Annotated in this window: 17 protein-coding genes; 6 read left to right on the plus strand and 11 right to left on the minus strand. The window is 40.1% G+C overall.

The genetic code is table 11. The annotated features are described in order from the left end of the window. Window positions 1-22 precede the first annotated feature (22 nt). The 3 genes from NYR17_RS02170 to NYR17_RS02180 all read right to left on the minus strand — a co-directional run bounded on the left by NYR17_RS02170 (window position 23) and on the right by NYR17_RS02180 (window position 2,198). Window positions 23-589: a DUF2892 domain-containing protein gene (locus NYR17_RS02170; protein ID WP_302506084.1), complete on the minus strand. Its 567-nt coding sequence runs from the start codon at window positions 587-589 to the stop codon at window positions 23-25. Window positions 590-696: 107 nt separating this feature from the next. Continuing rightward, window positions 697-1,281, minus strand: coding sequence for a DUF3109 family protein (locus NYR17_RS02175; protein ID WP_302506086.1), 585 nt, complete (start codon window positions 1,279-1,281; stop codon window positions 697-699). Then, entirely contained in the window at window positions 1,278-2,198 is a 921-nt protein-coding gene (locus NYR17_RS02180; protein WP_302506087.1) for a DUF6427 family protein, read from the minus strand. Before NYR17_RS02180 ends, NYR17_RS02175 begins: the two co-directional genes overlap by 4 nt. Before the next feature lie 43 nt (window positions 2,199-2,241). Here NYR17_RS02180 and NYR17_RS02185 point away from each other — a divergent pair, with 43 nt between their 5' ends. Continuing rightward, entirely contained in the window at window positions 2,242-2,475 is a 234-nt protein-coding gene (locus tag NYR17_RS02185; protein ID WP_302506089.1) for a DUF6341 family protein, read from the plus strand. 76 nt (window positions 2,476-2,551) lie between these two features. Here the strand turns inward: NYR17_RS02185 and NYR17_RS02190 are convergent, their stop codons facing one another. The 4 genes from NYR17_RS02190 to NYR17_RS02205 are packed head-to-tail and all read right to left on the minus strand — an operon-like array spanning window position 2,552 to window position 5,182. Then, on the minus strand, window positions 2,552-2,989 hold the full coding sequence (locus NYR17_RS02190) for a universal stress protein (protein WP_302506092.1): 438 nt from the start codon (window positions 2,987-2,989) through the stop codon (window positions 2,552-2,554). Between the two features lie 58 nt (window positions 2,990-3,047). After that, a complete protein-coding gene (locus NYR17_RS02195; RefSeq protein WP_302506095.1) occupies window positions 3,048-3,653 on the minus strand; it encodes a fumarylacetoacetate hydrolase family protein in 606 nt (201 codons plus the stop codon). Between the two features lie 35 nt (window positions 3,654-3,688). Continuing rightward, window positions 3,689-4,453: a 3'-5' exonuclease gene (locus NYR17_RS02200; RefSeq protein WP_302506096.1), complete on the minus strand. Its 765-nt coding sequence runs from the start codon at window positions 4,451-4,453 to the stop codon at window positions 3,689-3,691. Between the two features lie 24 nt (window positions 4,454-4,477). Beyond that, a complete protein-coding gene (locus NYR17_RS02205) occupies window positions 4,478-5,182 on the minus strand; it encodes a CDP-alcohol phosphatidyltransferase family protein (RefSeq protein WP_302506098.1) in 705 nt (234 codons plus the stop codon). Between the two features lie 114 nt (window positions 5,183-5,296). On the opposite strand from NYR17_RS02205, the gene NYR17_RS02210 reads away from it, so the two are divergent. The 3 genes from NYR17_RS02210 (at window position 5,297) to NYR17_RS02220 (ending at window position 8,918) form a co-directional block, all read left to right on the plus strand. Continuing rightward, window positions 5,297-7,219, plus strand: coding sequence for an LTA synthase family protein (locus NYR17_RS02210; protein ID WP_302506099.1), 1,923 nt, complete (start codon window positions 5,297-5,299; stop codon window positions 7,217-7,219). 162 nt (window positions 7,220-7,381) lie between these two features. After that, window positions 7,382-7,801, plus strand: coding sequence for a DUF2147 domain-containing protein (locus NYR17_RS02215; protein WP_302506100.1), 420 nt, complete (start codon window positions 7,382-7,384; stop codon window positions 7,799-7,801). A gap of 136 nt (window positions 7,802-7,937) precedes the next feature. Next, a complete protein-coding gene (locus NYR17_RS02220) occupies window positions 7,938-8,918 on the plus strand; it encodes a pyruvate dehydrogenase complex E1 component subunit beta (protein ID WP_302506101.1) in 981 nt (326 codons plus the stop codon). 221 nt (window positions 8,919-9,139) lie between these two features. On the opposite strand, the gene thiL is transcribed toward NYR17_RS02220, so the two are convergent. The 3 genes from thiL to NYR17_RS02235 form a co-directional block, all read right to left on the minus strand. Continuing rightward, the gene (thiL, locus tag NYR17_RS02225; protein ID WP_302506103.1) at window positions 9,140-10,198 is read right to left on the minus strand and encodes a thiamine-phosphate kinase; all 1,059 of its coding nucleotides are present in this window, start codon (window positions 10,196-10,198) and stop codon (window positions 9,140-9,142) included. An 8-nt stretch (window positions 10,199-10,206) separates the two neighbouring features. Continuing rightward, entirely contained in the window at window positions 10,207-10,704 is a 498-nt protein-coding gene (locus NYR17_RS02230; protein WP_302506104.1) for an acyl-CoA thioesterase, read from the minus strand. 114 nt (window positions 10,705-10,818) lie between these two features. After that, window positions 10,819-11,727, minus strand: a complete 909-nt coding sequence (locus NYR17_RS02235) for a DUF3078 domain-containing protein (protein WP_302506105.1) — start codon at window positions 11,725-11,727, stop codon at window positions 10,819-10,821. 159 nt (window positions 11,728-11,886) lie between these two features. Between NYR17_RS02235 and NYR17_RS02240 the strand changes: the two genes are divergently transcribed. Beyond that, window positions 11,887-12,207, plus strand: a complete 321-nt coding sequence (locus NYR17_RS02240) for a DUF4286 family protein (protein ID WP_302506106.1) — start codon at window positions 11,887-11,889, stop codon at window positions 12,205-12,207. 83 nt (window positions 12,208-12,290) lie between these two features. Next, a complete protein-coding gene (locus NYR17_RS02245; protein WP_302506107.1) occupies window positions 12,291-12,914 on the plus strand; it encodes a TetR/AcrR family transcriptional regulator in 624 nt (207 codons plus the stop codon). A gap of 2 nt (window positions 12,915-12,916) precedes the next feature. On the opposite strand, the gene NYR17_RS02250 is transcribed toward NYR17_RS02245, so the two are convergent. Next, complete coding sequence (locus NYR17_RS02250; protein WP_302506108.1) at window positions 12,917-13,486, minus strand: DUF6759 domain-containing protein; 570 nt, start codon at window positions 13,484-13,486, stop codon at window positions 12,917-12,919. Window positions 13,487-13,488: the final 2 nt, after the last annotated feature.

A 13,488-nucleotide genomic window follows, 5' to 3' on the forward strand; every position in this document is an offset into this window, starting at 1 on the left:
TTTAAGCGGTTTTTGTTTTTTTTTAGAAAAATTTGCCTCTCTGTCTCATATGAGGGTTGTGCATATGTTTCTGCATCGTTGGCATTTTTATTTGGTCTTTCATCATTTTTATTTGGTCTTTCATCATTCCTGCGGAGTCTAATCTTTTGGCTTCTTCTAATAGTTTTTGCGCCTCTTGCTTGCGCCCTCTTTGTAGAGCGCCTGCGGCTAAATTGAGGGTTGCCATAGCGCGGTCTTGTTTCATATTAAGACCATATTCTAAGGCTTTTTTCATCAGAGGTTCTACTTTTCGGGGTTCGTCTTGCGCCAAAGTGAGCCCTTGCATATAGTGGTAATAACCGTACTGAGAGCGGTGCAATTGCGTTTGATAATTGGTAATTCGGTTGAGCCATTGTTGGGCTTTAGCGATGTTTTGTTTTCTAAGTTGCCAAAGTGCTAATAGAATGTATTCATTTTTGAAAAATAACAAAATAGGGATGGCGGATAAGATGATTAAAACAATCCCCCAGCCTACATTTCTGTTGAACATTAAAAAGATACCTAAGGCAATGATAAGCCCTGCAATAATAAACTTGATATATTTATTCATGGATGATGATTTAGATGGTTGCAAAGATAAGTCTTATATTTAAAGTGGTCAAATTTAAAGCGAAATCTTGGCACGCCCGTGTTGCTTGGTTTTATGAATTTTTTAAATTAAGATTTTCCGAATTCTTTATAATATGCCTCGGCGGCTTCGGTAAGGGTCTGGTAGAAAGCCTCGCCATATTTTCTGATGAGTGGCGTTTTGAGGAATTGATACACGGGCACTTTGAGCTCTTTGCCGAGTTGGCAAGCATCAGAACAGATATTCCACTCGTGGTAGTTGAGGGCGGTAAAGGTGGAATATTCCGTGGCTCTGATAGGGTAGAGGTGGCACGAAATCGGTTTTCGCCAATCGATAACGCCAGCCTCATAGGCTTTTTCTATGCCGCATTTGGTGATGCCATTTTCATCAAAAATCACATAAGCGCAATCTCTATCATCAATGAGGGGCGTAACCAAATCGCCTTCAAAATCTTCCACCGAAGTGCCTTGTTGTTCTATCGCTTCTATGCCTTCGGGGCGCAGGAAAGGTTTTATTTTAGGATAAATTTCTTCTAAAATATGGGTTTCCGAAGCTTCTAACGGCGCGCCAGCATCGCCTTCTATACAGCAAGCGCCTTTGCATCGGCTAAGGTTGCACACAAATTCTTCGGTGAAAATATCTTCGGAAATAATTTTGTCTTCTATTTGAATCATAAGTTGATAATTTGTTGAATGGATAAAAAAGTATCTATTTTAAATAAGATTAAACTGATGATGATGAGCCAAAGGCTGATTTCCTGCATTGCATATTTTGGCATAAATCTAAGTCCTCTGCTGAGGATAATGCTGATAGGAAGTGCTAAAAATAATAAATATTCATAATTTTTGCCCATATACAAAATGCAGATAATCCCTTGGGTAATGGTGTAAAGTAAAATAAAAGTATATCTAAAACGGCTGCGTGGGCTTTTTTCGTGAAAGTGCATAAAGTGGTTCATCACGGCATAAATAAGGAGTAGCGCAATGGGACTTAAAAAATATAAAGGGTAAAATTGCCTCTGAAAATGCGTAGGGATAAATGGGAGATAGTCTGCATTAAAACTTGTAAAATCAATGAGATACATACCGCCTAAATATGAAAAAACGACCAAAGCTGCTCCAAAAAATAATCGGAATAAATTGAGCCCTATTCTATCCGAAGTGGCGATAAGGTGCGTAATCACGAAAATGAGCATCGCCCAAGTGGTAGGGAGAACCAAGTAGCCCGCCGCCAATAACGAGCCTATAATAAGGTAATAGTTTCTTTTAAAAAGTTCCTCTCGGGTGGTAAGGATGAGGAGAATAAAGGCATTGGTGAATAGATTGATGGCAATCCCGATGTCCAAATCTCCTGTGTAGAACGCAAAAACCAAAAAAGTATAGATGAAAAACGGTAAATGGGTATGGTAATTGAGCCCAATTTTGTTAAATAAAAAATAACCTAACGCTATACCTGCAAAACTAAATAATCCAGAAAATCCATCTAATATATTGAAATCTAACGCGTTAAAACTAATGACCATAAAAAACAACAGTCCAATATATATAGGGATGGAAAAAATTTTTATCTCTTTTGAGAGTAGTCTGAACATTTTTTTATAATTTTGTGCAAAGTTAATTTAAAAAAGAAAAACAATGACTTCTTTCTGGTTATTTTTAAGCGGTTTATTTAAGTGGTCTTTTGGCCTCTATGATGCTACAGGCTATGTGCTCAACTGGATTTTATTCTTAGTAGGCTGTGCGTTTTTTATCTATTGGTGCTATGTGTTAGTAGCCGTTTTAGGCAACAATAAAGATAAAGAATATTACTCTCCTACGGAAGGAAAATTCCCTTACTACGAGCCTGAGCTCTACAAAAAAGAGGATTAAATGAGTTTTTTATAAATAAAGATACCCCAAACTTAATTTTTTTGAGTCTGGGGTTTTGTTATTTTCTTACTTTGTCTTATTTATGGCACGGAATGACCAATACAGGAATAGGCGAACTCTTGGTAAGCTCTTTGGTTAAACTGCCTACAAAAACATCATAAATACCACTTCTGCCGTGGGAGCCCATTACGATATAATCGGCGTTTTTTTCTTGAGCAAAATCAAGGATGATGTCTTTTGCGATGCCTTGTTTTAAAAGATGGCTGCAGTTCACACCTTGGGAGATAATGCGCTGTTCTATCTCGTTCAATTGCAATAATTCTTGCTTAATCTCATTTTTTTCAACCTCTGGGAAATACTGAAAGCCCATATCTCCAATAGCAAAACCTAAATCCGAAGGTGCCACATGGATCAGATGAATGCTGCCATTGGTTTCTTTAGCAAATTTTACGGAGGCATCTACCAAAAAATCAGTAGTTTCTCCAAAATCGATAGGGAGGATAATCGTAGTCATAACGCTGTATTTTTTGTCCTATAAAGTTACAAAAAAAATCTAAATCCGCCAGTGGGTTTTATAAAATTCTAATATCCAAAACCTTTTGCCCTTCTAAATAGCCTTCCAAAACATCATTCTCCACTACTTGACCCACGCCTTTTGGAGTTCCCGTGAAGATTAAATCACCAACGCGGAGGGTAAAATATTGAGAGGCAAAAGCAATGATGTCTTCTGGAGAAAAGAGCATCTGTTGCGTGCTGCCCTCTTGCACCAGTGTTTTATTTTTATGAAGTTGGAAACGAAGTTGCGAGAGGTCAAATGCCGCTTTATTAAAAAATGGACTGACCACGGCAGAGCCATCAAAACCTTTGGCTAACTCCCAAGGGAGCCCTTTGGCTTTGAGCTGACTTTGTAGATCTCTGGCGGTAAAGTCAATCCCTAAGGCGATGTCTTCAAAATGCTTGTGCGCATTTTCCTTTAAAATATATTTGCCACCTTTGGAAATTTTGAGCACCACTTCAAGCTCATAATGAATGTCTTGTGAAAACTCAGGAATGTAGAAATCTTGACCTTTAAGAAGCGCCGTGTCTGGTTTCATAAAAATAACGGGTTGTTCGGGAACCTCGTTGCCCAGTTCTTGGGCGTGTTCCGTATAATTTCTTCCGATGCAGATGATTTTCATAAGCGACAAATTAAGATTTTAAAAATAACTACGGCTTAAAATTTCCTTTTGAGTTGCAGGTTGGTCAGCACTTTTTTGGTGTATAGCGGAAAGTCGGCATTCTGAACCCAACCAAAATAACCAGGGTCTTTTTCTAAAATATCAGCCACCAACTGCCCTTTGTATTTTCCGAAAGTAAACACCTCTTGCTGGTGATGATTCAAACCGATAAAACCTGCCAAATCCACAAATTTCTGATGGTACGAAAACTCACTAAGTCCGTTAATATCTTTGGGAAGATTAGGATATTTTCCCACTTGGGCATCTAAAATTTCAAAAGTGGCGAGGGTATCAGCCTCGGCGGAGTGGGCATTTTCTAAAGTTTTATGACAATAAAACTGATAGGCAGCACTCAGGTTGCGCGGTTCCATTTTATGGAAAATCACTTGGGCATCTACCAATTTAATTTTATTCAAATCAAAATCAACGCCCGCTCTTAGGAGTTCTTCGGCTAAAAGAGGCACATCAAAACGGTTAGAATTGAACCCACCTAAATCGGCGCCGTGTAGCATTTCCATAATTTTTGGTGCTATGGCTTTAAAGGTAGGTGCATTTTTGACCATTTCATCTGTGATGCCGTGTATGGCAGCGGCTTCGGCAGGGATATGCCTTTCTGGGTTAACCAGCCAAGTTTTGCTCTCGCGAGAGGCATCTGGATGGATTTTTAAAATGCAAATTTCTACAATTCTATCTTTAGAAATATTGGTGCCTGTGGTCTCTAAGTCAAAGATACAGAGTGGTTTATGGAGTTGTAAATTCATGATTTTTAAAGTTGTTTTTTGTGGTTATTGTGGCGTTTTGGTTTGTGGCAATACGATCACGGAAATCAGGATGTAATATAAAATTACCAACGGAATACCGATGATGCCCAACCCAACTAAAATCAAAAGGCTCCCAAGGACCAAAACCAATGCAGGGATGTTGTCTTTTAATTTTTTGGATTTAAATTTCATCGCCATCATTTTTATGGGGCTAACCAACAGCCAAGAGGAAACGATGGTGATGAGCAACAATACCCACGGATTTTCTACAATAGTGGCGAAGGCTTGTTGTTCCTGATAAGCGAAATAAAGCCCAAAAATAAGGATGGTATTGCTGGGCGTGTTCAGCCCTTTGAAGTAAAATTTCTGTTCATCATCAATGTTGAAGATAGCCAATCTTAAGCACGAGAATAGCGTAATCAATAGCCCTAAATAAGCCCCATAATCTGGCGTAATGCCGCTGTTTTTTAGCATCGTGAACATCGTGAGCCCAGGGAGAAGTCCAAAGCTGACCATATCCGCTAAGGAGTCCAGCTGCACACCAAGGTTAGAGTTGGCTTTTAGCGCACGGGCAACAAAACCATCAAAAAAGTCTAAAACCAAAGAAATCACAATGCAATAAGCTGTGGTGAGATAATCACCAGCCAAAAGATGAATAGCGCCAATGCAACCCGAAAAAAGGTTGCCCAAAGTAAAAGCGTTGGCAAGGTTGTTTTTGATAAAATTCATAGTGGCAAAGATAAGGCGTAAAAATGAAACCCCCGAGTGCACACGCCATATTTTTATCCCTAAGCGTATAGAAAATGATTATCTTTGTCCCGTTTTTATTGATGAAGATTTATTATGAAAAGGCTTAGGCTTAATGAAATTGCGGTATTGGCGTACCGTCTTTTTTTAGCGTTTTTATTTTACCAAGGCGCACGGTTTTTGTTTTGGTGGTTTAACCGAGATTTATTTCCGCTAACGGGTGGGCAGTATATGAAGTTAGCCTACTACGGAACGGCGTTTGATACCACCGCGATTTTATATGTCAATTCGTTGTTTATTTTGCTGAGTTTGGCACCTTTGGTGGTCAATACGAAAGCGGGCTATCAGAAAATGCTATTTTGGCTCTATTTTCTGACCAATACGGTGGCTTATGCTATGAATTTCGGCGATTTTATCTATTATCGTTTTAGCCAATCCCGATTGACCTCCGCTGTACTCAGTGTGGCAGAGCACGAAACCAACCTCGCAAAAGTTTTTTGGGTTTCTATCCTCCAAAATCCGCTGGTGTCAGTGAGTTTTTTCGTGCTGATGGCGGCTTGGATAGTGCTCTATCAACGCATTAAGGTAAAACCCAACCTACCGCAGAATATGGGCATTTACATCGGTTATTCTTTGGTGTTGCTGAGCATCACGGCGGTTTTGGTGGTGGGTGGCATCAGAGGCGATTTTAAACACAGCACCAGACCCATCAATTTGGTAGATGCCAATAGGCACACGGACAACCCACAGCAAGCGAATGTGGTGCTGAATAGTGTATTTTCATTTTTTAGAACCATTGGTACCAATGCGTTTAAGGAAGTTCATTTCGTAGATGATGCTTATATTAAGGAAAACATCAAGTCTTATAAACAGTACCATAGTCCAGTGCCAGAGCCTCGCCCTAACTTGGTGATTTTCATTGTGGAGAGTTTGGGTAGAGAATATTCTGGAGCATTTAATGAAGGTACTAAGATTAAAAATTATGAATCCTACACGCCATTTTTAGACAGTTTAGCGCAAGAGAGCTTGATTTTTACCAACGCCTTTGCCAATGGGCGACAGTCTATCCACGGGATGAGTAGTATTTTAGCTGGAATTCCCAGCCTTACCGATGCTTTTACCAGCTCGCCTTACGCCAATCAGAAGATACAATCCATTGTTTCCGTGTGCAATGATTTGGGTTATGATACCTCGTTTTATCACGGCGCGCCTAATGGTTCTATGGGTTTTCAAGGTTTTGGAAATATTTTAGGATTTCAGCATTATTATGGCAAAAACGAATACGCTAACGACCAAGATTTTGATGGTATTTGGGCAATTTGGGATGAGCCATTCTTGCAGTATTTTGCGAAAAATGTAGGAAAAGCGCGGCAACCCTTTATGGCAACGGTGTTTACGGCATCTTCGCATCATCCATTTAAAATTCCAGCGCAATACCAAGGTCGGTTTAAAAAAGGTTTTATAGAAATGCACGAGCCTATCCAGTACACGGATTATGCGTTGAAAAAATACTTTGAAACCGCTAAAAAACAGCCGTGGTACAAGAATACTATTTTTGTGATTACGGGCGACCATACCAACCAGGTTTATTATAAGGAATACGAAAAAGCGATGAATAAATTCGCGCTGCCGCTTTTGTTTTTCTCGCCGAACCCTAAATTCCAATTGAAAGGAAAACGCGAAGATGCGGTACAACAGATAGATATCTATCCAACTTTGGCGGATTTAATTGGCTATCACCAACCCATAAGGAGTTGGGGCAGGAGCTTGGTTGCTACGCCAGATGCGCCTTCCATTATCGTTAATTCTGATGGCATCCAAGAGCAAATGATGATCGGAAATTACATTTACAGATTTGATGGCAAAGAGGTGACAGGCGTTTATCGTAAAACCGATTTGGGCTTAGAGCATAATCTGATTGCAACGCTGCATTCTCCAGAAGTGGAACAAGGCAAAACCCTTTGCAAAGCGTGGTATCAAGACTATATGGACAGGGTTATTCATAAAAAACTGCATTAAAATAAAGGTTGAAAAAGACAGTTTTTAGATTGAAAAAATGAAAACTTGGAAGCAATGTCAAAGTGAGAATTTAACCTCAATTGTAAAAAATAATGATAGAAATATTGGTGTATATGGATTATTTTAATATCTTTACTTCCAGAATTTAAAAAAGATTTAAAAATGAAAAAAATAGCATTCGCCACATTGGCATTATTATTCAGTGTGATGTCTTACGCCCAAATAGAGGGCAAATGGAAAACCATAGATGATGAAACAGGAAAAGCTAAATCTATCGTGGAGATTTTCAAAAAAAACGATGGTAAATATTATGGCAAGGTGGTTCAGTTGCTCATTACGCCTGCAGACCCCAATTGTTCCAGCTGTAAAGATGACAGAAAAGGTCAGCCTATTTTAGGTATGGAAGTGATTAGAGGTTTGAAAAAAGACGGCAACGATTTTGACGGTGGCACCATTACCGACCCAAAAACAGGCAAGGTTTACAAATGTTCTGTTAAGCGAGAAGGCAATCAGTTGAATGTGCGCGGATATGTTGGTATCTCGTTATTGGGAAGAACGCAGACTTGGCATAAGGTCAATTAAAATGAAAAAATAATTAAAATGATCAAGCAATTTCTCTTCGGAGGGATTGCTTTTTTGCGTAAAGAAGGACTGGGCGTGTAAAATTTTTTTACTCAAATAAAAATAACTAAATTTGCACCATACAATACTTAAAATAATGAAAGAATATACATTTCGTGAAGTAATTGCTCAGGCGATGAGCGAAGAAATGCGTAAAGATGAATCCATCTTCCTTATCGGTGAGGAAGTTGCAGAATACAACGGAGCCTACAAAGCTTCAAAAGGGATGCTGGACGAGTTTGGACCCAAAAGAGTGATTGATGCTCCTATTGCAGAAGGCGGATTTGCAGGGATTTCCGTAGGTGCCGCAATGAACGGTAACCGCCCTATTGTAGAATTTATGACTTTCAATTTCTCCTTAGTGGCGATAGATCAAATTGTAAACAATGCCGCCAAAATGCTCCAAATGAGTGGCGGACAGTGGAATATTCCAATAGTGTTCCGTGGGCCTACAGGTTCTGCAGGACAGTTGGGTGCAACACACTCGCAGGCGTTTGAAAGTTGGTACGCCAACTGCCCAGGGCTAAAGGTGGTGGTACCTTCTAACCCGCATGATGCCAAAGGACTACTGAAAACTGCCATCCAAGATAACGACCCCGTGATTTTTATGGAGTCTGAGCAAATGTATGGCGATAAAATGGAAATTCCAGAAGAGGAATATTACATCCCAATTGGGAAGGCAGATATTAAACGAGAAGGGACAGATGTGACCTTAGTATCTTTCGGTAAAATTATGAAATTAGCGCTACAAGCCGCCGAAGATTTAGCAAAAGAAGGCATTTCTGTTGAGGTGATAGACCTAAGAACCGTGCGCCCATTGGATTATGACACTGTGCTTGCCTCAGTGAAGAAAACCAACAGATTGGTAATTTTAGAAGAAGCTTGGCCGTTCGCTTCTGTATCATCAGAAATTACCTATATGGTACAACAAAAAGCGTTTGATTATTTAGATGCCCCAATTAAGAGAATAACCACGCCAGATGCGCCAGCACCATATTCTTCGGCGTTGTTTGCAGAGTGGTTCCCTAAATTAGAGAAAGTAAAAGAGGAAATCAAAAAAGCAATGTACATTAAGTAAAAATCGTTTTTTTTTGAGATATTTAAAATCGGTAGGCTGTATGAGTCATACCGATTTTTTTATTGGTGGAAATAAAGGTATTTTTAGTATTTTCATCAAGTCTATTGAACGATTTTGTTTCAATAGAAAACAAAAAAGCTTTCCAAAATTAGGAAAGCTTTTTTATGGTATGATGACATTTTTACCATCAAATATGATATTTTTTTGATAAAAACGCGTGATTACGTTTTTTTATTGAGGTAAGCATCCCAACCTTGGGCGGTGAGGGGCGTTAGTTGCTCACTACCACGAAGTACCAAATGATTGCCTTGGTCTAATTCTGTAGCGTGCCCAATCACGGTAAAATCAGGGTGGTTGCGGATATTTTGATAATCCTCTGGGCGGATGGTAAAGAGGAGTTCATAATCCTCACCGCCGTTTAGGGCTGCCATAGCAGGGTTGAGGTTAAACTCATCTGCGGTGGTAATGGTCAGCGTATCCATCGGGATTTTGTCTTCATATAATCTAAAACCGACTTTACTTTGGTCAGAAAGGTGCAGAATTTCGGAGGCTAAACCATCGGAAATGTCAATCATAGCGGTAGGTTGCACGCCTAAATCTTCCAAAGTTTTTTTGATGTCGGTGCGGGCTTCAGGCTTTAGTTGGCGTTCCAGAATATAATCGTAGCCCTCCATATCGGGTTGCATTTCTGGCTGCGCAAGATAAATGGCGTGCTCTCGCTCCAAAATCTGAAGCCCCATATAAGCGCCGCCTAAATCTCCAGTGGTTACCAATAAATCGTTAGGGCGCGCGCTACTGCGGGTTACGGCTTTGTCTTGTTCCACAAGCCCAATGGCGGTAATGTTGAGGATTAAACCACTCTGGGAACTGGTGGTATCGCCGCCCACCAAATCTACGCCATAGCGCTCACAAGCGAGCTGCATCCCAGCATAAAGTTCCTCAAAAGCTTCTACTGGAAAGCGGTTAGAGGCAGCAATAGATACCAAAACTTGGGTAGGCGTGGCATTCATCGCGGCGATGTCGCTGAGGTTAACCACAATGGCTTTGTACCCCAAATGTTTTAAGGGAACATAGCCTAAATTAAAGTGGACGCCCTCGGCTAAGGCATCGGTGGAGATGACGATTTGCTTCCCTTCGGGGTTGATGATGGCGGCATCATCTCCCACGCCTAATTTAGAAGATGGATTTTTAAGGTTAAAATGTTCTGTGATATGTTTGATGAGCCCAAATTCTCCTAACTGAGAAACTGGCGTGAGGGCGGTTTTCTTTTCTTCTAACATAAGATTTTTTATTTTTGAAATAGGGCAGGGTCTATATTTTCTGGGCGAAAAGGTAAGTTTTTAATGTCTTCTTTGGTGAGCACTTTGGTGTGTTCTGTTTTATAAGGAGTGATGCTCGCTAAAATATCATCTGGCGGCGAGGTGGTTTTTCTCAACATCATATCAATCCAAACGCCTATGACTTCTGCTGTAGCACAGTGGGTGCCATCTGGCAAGTAGAATTTATGAACGAAGCTATAAATGCTGGCATCTTCGGACACGCCAGAAATTTCTAATGATACATAGACGCTCTGGTCGGAATAGATTTCTTTAAAAAATGAATAGCGCTCGTGGAGGAGCACAGGACCTATGCCCCAGCGGTTGAGTTGTGCTAAGCCCATTTTATGCTGATTCATAAACGCCATTCTGGTCTGTGCGCAATACTGAACATAGGAGGCATTGGCGAGGTGGCGGTTGGCATCTATATCACTCCAACGGACTTCAAATTTATGGTAAAATGTGGACATATCTAATCGATTTTAAATTTTTAATGTTCAAAGATATAACAATATTTGATAAAAATAAAAAACTCCCTCAGCAAGGCTAAGAGAGTTTTGGAAAGCGTGGGCTTTCGTGGTGTTTTATTTCCAGCTTTGGTTTTCTTTAGCTTCAGAGCGTTTTACACCATTGTCAATGGTATAAGCGAAACCTACGCCAAGGGTTTGTTTAAGCTGTGTTTTCTGGATTTGGTTGTGGTCGTAGATGAGGTCAAGGGTAATGACAGAAGAGATGTATTTGTTGATCTTCATGTTTAAAGTCCCATTGTAACCTAAAACCAATCTTTCTGGGTGGTCTAAATAGTTAGAGAATACAGAAGCAGAGTTGATGAGGGAGATGTTGTCCATTAACTTAACTTTGTAACCCGCTGTAGCTAAGAACCCGAATTGGAATAGAGAAGAATCTCCATCATTTTTCAACCCGAAGTTACCCGCTTTCTGAAGGTCTTTGTCTAAAACGAAAGTCCATCTGGCGTTAGCAGGGCGTAGTGTCATCGTGAAATTGTCGTTTGGTTTGTAAGTGAAACCAGCTCCTACCATAAGGTATCCAGGTGCCATAAAGCTGGAGATTTTAGCAGCGTTAGGGTTGTTGCCATCTTCGTAACCAGCAGCAAATTGAGTTTGTAATCCAGCCCCAGCAGATGCATACCAGTGGTTAGCGATCTTTCTACCATAGTTAGTAGAAAGGTTGATGATGTCTTGGGTTTTTCTGGTTCCAGTCCCTTGGGTGTTATTCTGTCCGTAGCCTAAAATAACGATGTTTTCCCAAAGGTCTTGCCCTTTTTCGTAAGTCATATTGTAGTTGGTCCCAGCAATCCAACCTACATTATTAGCTCCACCGCCTACCCAGTTAGAGAAAGCCGCTTGGTTAAGCATTAAAGTGTTTTGTCCAATGATAGACCAATTTTTAGTGCTATCCGCAGGAACGCCTTGTTCTTGAGCCATAACCGTAGTACCAACTAAAGCTAAAGCCATCAAAAGTGTTTTTTTCATTGTCGTAATGTGTTATTGTTAAAAGGCAGCAAAGATATGAAAAATAAAATAAGTGTAAAATGAATAAAATCAGGTGGGCTTTTTTGCGGTATATTTTTTAATAGAGATGGTTAGCAGTATTATTTTTATTTTTGCAAATCAATTTTATATTTAATAAAAATGCTCATTTATAATGTGACCATACACATTGCACCCAGTGCAGAAGCTGATTTTGTAGCGTGGATGCAAAACGAACACATCCAAGAAGTATTGGCTACGCAGTGTTTCCACAAGGCTATTTTTCTAAAAAACCAAACTGAAAATACCGAGAAATACGGTGCTTATACTTGTCAATATTTCTGCGCAACAGCCACAGACTTAGACCATTATTATCAGGAGTTTGCACCTGCACTGAGACAAAAAGGACAACAGAAATTCGGGGAGGCTATGGTGGGCACTCGCACGGAATTTCAAGTTTTGGCAGCGTTTGAAAATCCTTAAAATAAAACCACCAAGAGGGTAAAAATCATCTTGAAGCCTTATTTTATTTAGAAAAAGCTTATTTTTGTAAAAATACGCTGGATATGGAAAGTAGCTTTACCGAGAAACAAATCAACATCCTTAATGCTGCCGAAGCCTTGATTGCAGAAAAAGGCTTTGATGCCACTTCTGTAAGGGAAATTGCTAAAAATGCCAAGGTTAATGTGGCAATGATTTCCTATTATTTCGGTTCTAAGGAAAAGATGATGGTGGCGCTCTACCGCTATAGAGTAGAGAAAACCCGCGAGATTTTTAGCCTATTTACCCAGACCATTGCCAAGTCTGCGCCGCCAGTTCAGATTTCGGAGATGATTACTTTTATCGTTCGGCATATCCTTAAATTCAGCTATTTTCATGGCTTTGTTACGCAAGAGATGCAGTTTAACTCCAATTTAGCGGTGTTTTTAAAAGACTTTTATGACCTCTGCATTCATCGGCTAAAAGAAGCCATAGAGCAGGGCGTGATTACAGGCGATTTCAAAAAAATGGCAAAGCCAGAAGAAATGTTGGCAAGCCTCATTGGCACCATTGTTTTTACCATCAGAAACCAATTTTTTTATGAAAACTACCTCCCCAAAGGCAAAGCCTACCTGCCAGCATTGGAGAAAAAATTAGACCATTACCTTAAATGTATGCTCTTTTCCCTTTTGGGCTATGAGTACGAATAAAACTAAGGCTGATTGTTCAGAATAATTTCTGTATCTCGGTTGATGGTCTTAGCAGAGCGGTATTGGGCGTGGCAAATATCTGCCGATAGCGTATAATTGCCCTTGTCCACTTGTATAAAATTAGAATTCTGCGCTAAAACTTCCAGATGATAGTTGCGTTTTCCCGAAATATGCACCACAATGTTACACTGCGAACGGTTGGTAATCAGGATATAAGCTTCTTTGGAGTATTCTTTTTCACTACTGAAAAGATGGTTGAGTAGATCCACCGTTTTTTGCGTTTTGGAATCCACAGGCGCTGCCGCTTTGGAGGACGCAGGCACACGGCTTTTAATGGGCGCCGCAGCACGAGGTGATGAGGCAACACTCCCCGAAGAACCACCATTGAGCAAATGGTAAAGCTTAGCCTTGAATTTAGGCGTATCAGGGTGGTTAGGGTTATATTTAATAAAATTAGCAATCACTCTAATGTCCGAAGATTGAGCCACTTCTGCCGCGGTATATTGGGATTGTGCCAACAGCGTAGAGCTCAGCATAAGAAAGGTTATTGAAAAGAGTTTAAGAACATTCATTT

Origin of the sequence: Riemerella columbina (genome assembly GCF_030517065.1) — a bacterium.
Lineage (GTDB): Bacteria > Bacteroidota > Bacteroidia > Flavobacteriales > Weeksellaceae > Riemerella > Riemerella columbina_A.

Excerpts from the sequence above, each read along its gene's own strand:
- NYR17_RS02170 (WP_302506084.1), bottom strand. The coding sequence starts at position 589 with ATGAATAAATATATCAAGTTTATTATTGCAGGGCTTATCATTGCCTTA.
- NYR17_RS02175 (WP_302506086.1), bottom strand. The coding sequence starts at position 1,281 with ATGATTCAAATAGAAGACAAAATTATTTCCGAAGATATTTTCACCGAA.
- NYR17_RS02180 (WP_302506087.1), bottom strand. The coding sequence starts at position 2,198 with ATGTTCAGACTACTCTCAAAAGAGATAAAAATTTTTTCCATCCCTATA.
- NYR17_RS02185 (WP_302506089.1), top strand. The coding sequence starts at position 2,242 with ATGACTTCTTTCTGGTTATTTTTAAGCGGTTTATTTAAGTGGTCTTTT.
- NYR17_RS02190 (WP_302506092.1), bottom strand. The coding sequence starts at position 2,989 with ATGACTACGATTATCCTCCCTATCGATTTTGGAGAAACTACTGATTTT.
- NYR17_RS02195 (WP_302506095.1), bottom strand. The coding sequence starts at position 3,653 with ATGAAAATCATCTGCATCGGAAGAAATTATACGGAACACGCCCAAGAA.
- NYR17_RS02200 (WP_302506096.1), bottom strand. The coding sequence starts at position 4,453 with ATGAATTTACAACTCCATAAACCACTCTGTATCTTTGACTTAGAGACC.
- NYR17_RS02205 (WP_302506098.1), bottom strand. The coding sequence starts at position 5,182 with ATGAATTTTATCAAAAACAACCTTGCCAACGCTTTTACTTTGGGCAAC.
- NYR17_RS02210 (WP_302506099.1), top strand. The coding sequence starts at position 5,297 with ATGAAAAGGCTTAGGCTTAATGAAATTGCGGTATTGGCGTACCGTCTT.
- NYR17_RS02215 (WP_302506100.1), top strand. The coding sequence starts at position 7,382 with ATGAAAAAAATAGCATTCGCCACATTGGCATTATTATTCAGTGTGATG.
- NYR17_RS02220 (WP_302506101.1), top strand. The coding sequence starts at position 7,938 with ATGAAAGAATATACATTTCGTGAAGTAATTGCTCAGGCGATGAGCGAA.
- thiL (WP_302506103.1), bottom strand. The coding sequence starts at position 10,198 with ATGTTAGAAGAAAAGAAAACCGCCCTCACGCCAGTTTCTCAGTTAGGA.
- NYR17_RS02230 (WP_302506104.1), bottom strand. The coding sequence starts at position 10,704 with ATGTCCACATTTTACCATAAATTTGAAGTCCGTTGGAGTGATATAGAT.
- NYR17_RS02235 (WP_302506105.1), bottom strand. The coding sequence starts at position 11,727 with ATGAAAAAAACACTTTTGATGGCTTTAGCTTTAGTTGGTACTACGGTT.
- NYR17_RS02240 (WP_302506106.1), top strand. The coding sequence starts at position 11,887 with ATGCTCATTTATAATGTGACCATACACATTGCACCCAGTGCAGAAGCT.
- NYR17_RS02245 (WP_302506107.1), top strand. The coding sequence starts at position 12,291 with ATGGAAAGTAGCTTTACCGAGAAACAAATCAACATCCTTAATGCTGCC.
- NYR17_RS02250 (WP_302506108.1), bottom strand. The coding sequence starts at position 13,486 with ATGAATGTTCTTAAACTCTTTTCAATAACCTTTCTTATGCTGAGCTCT.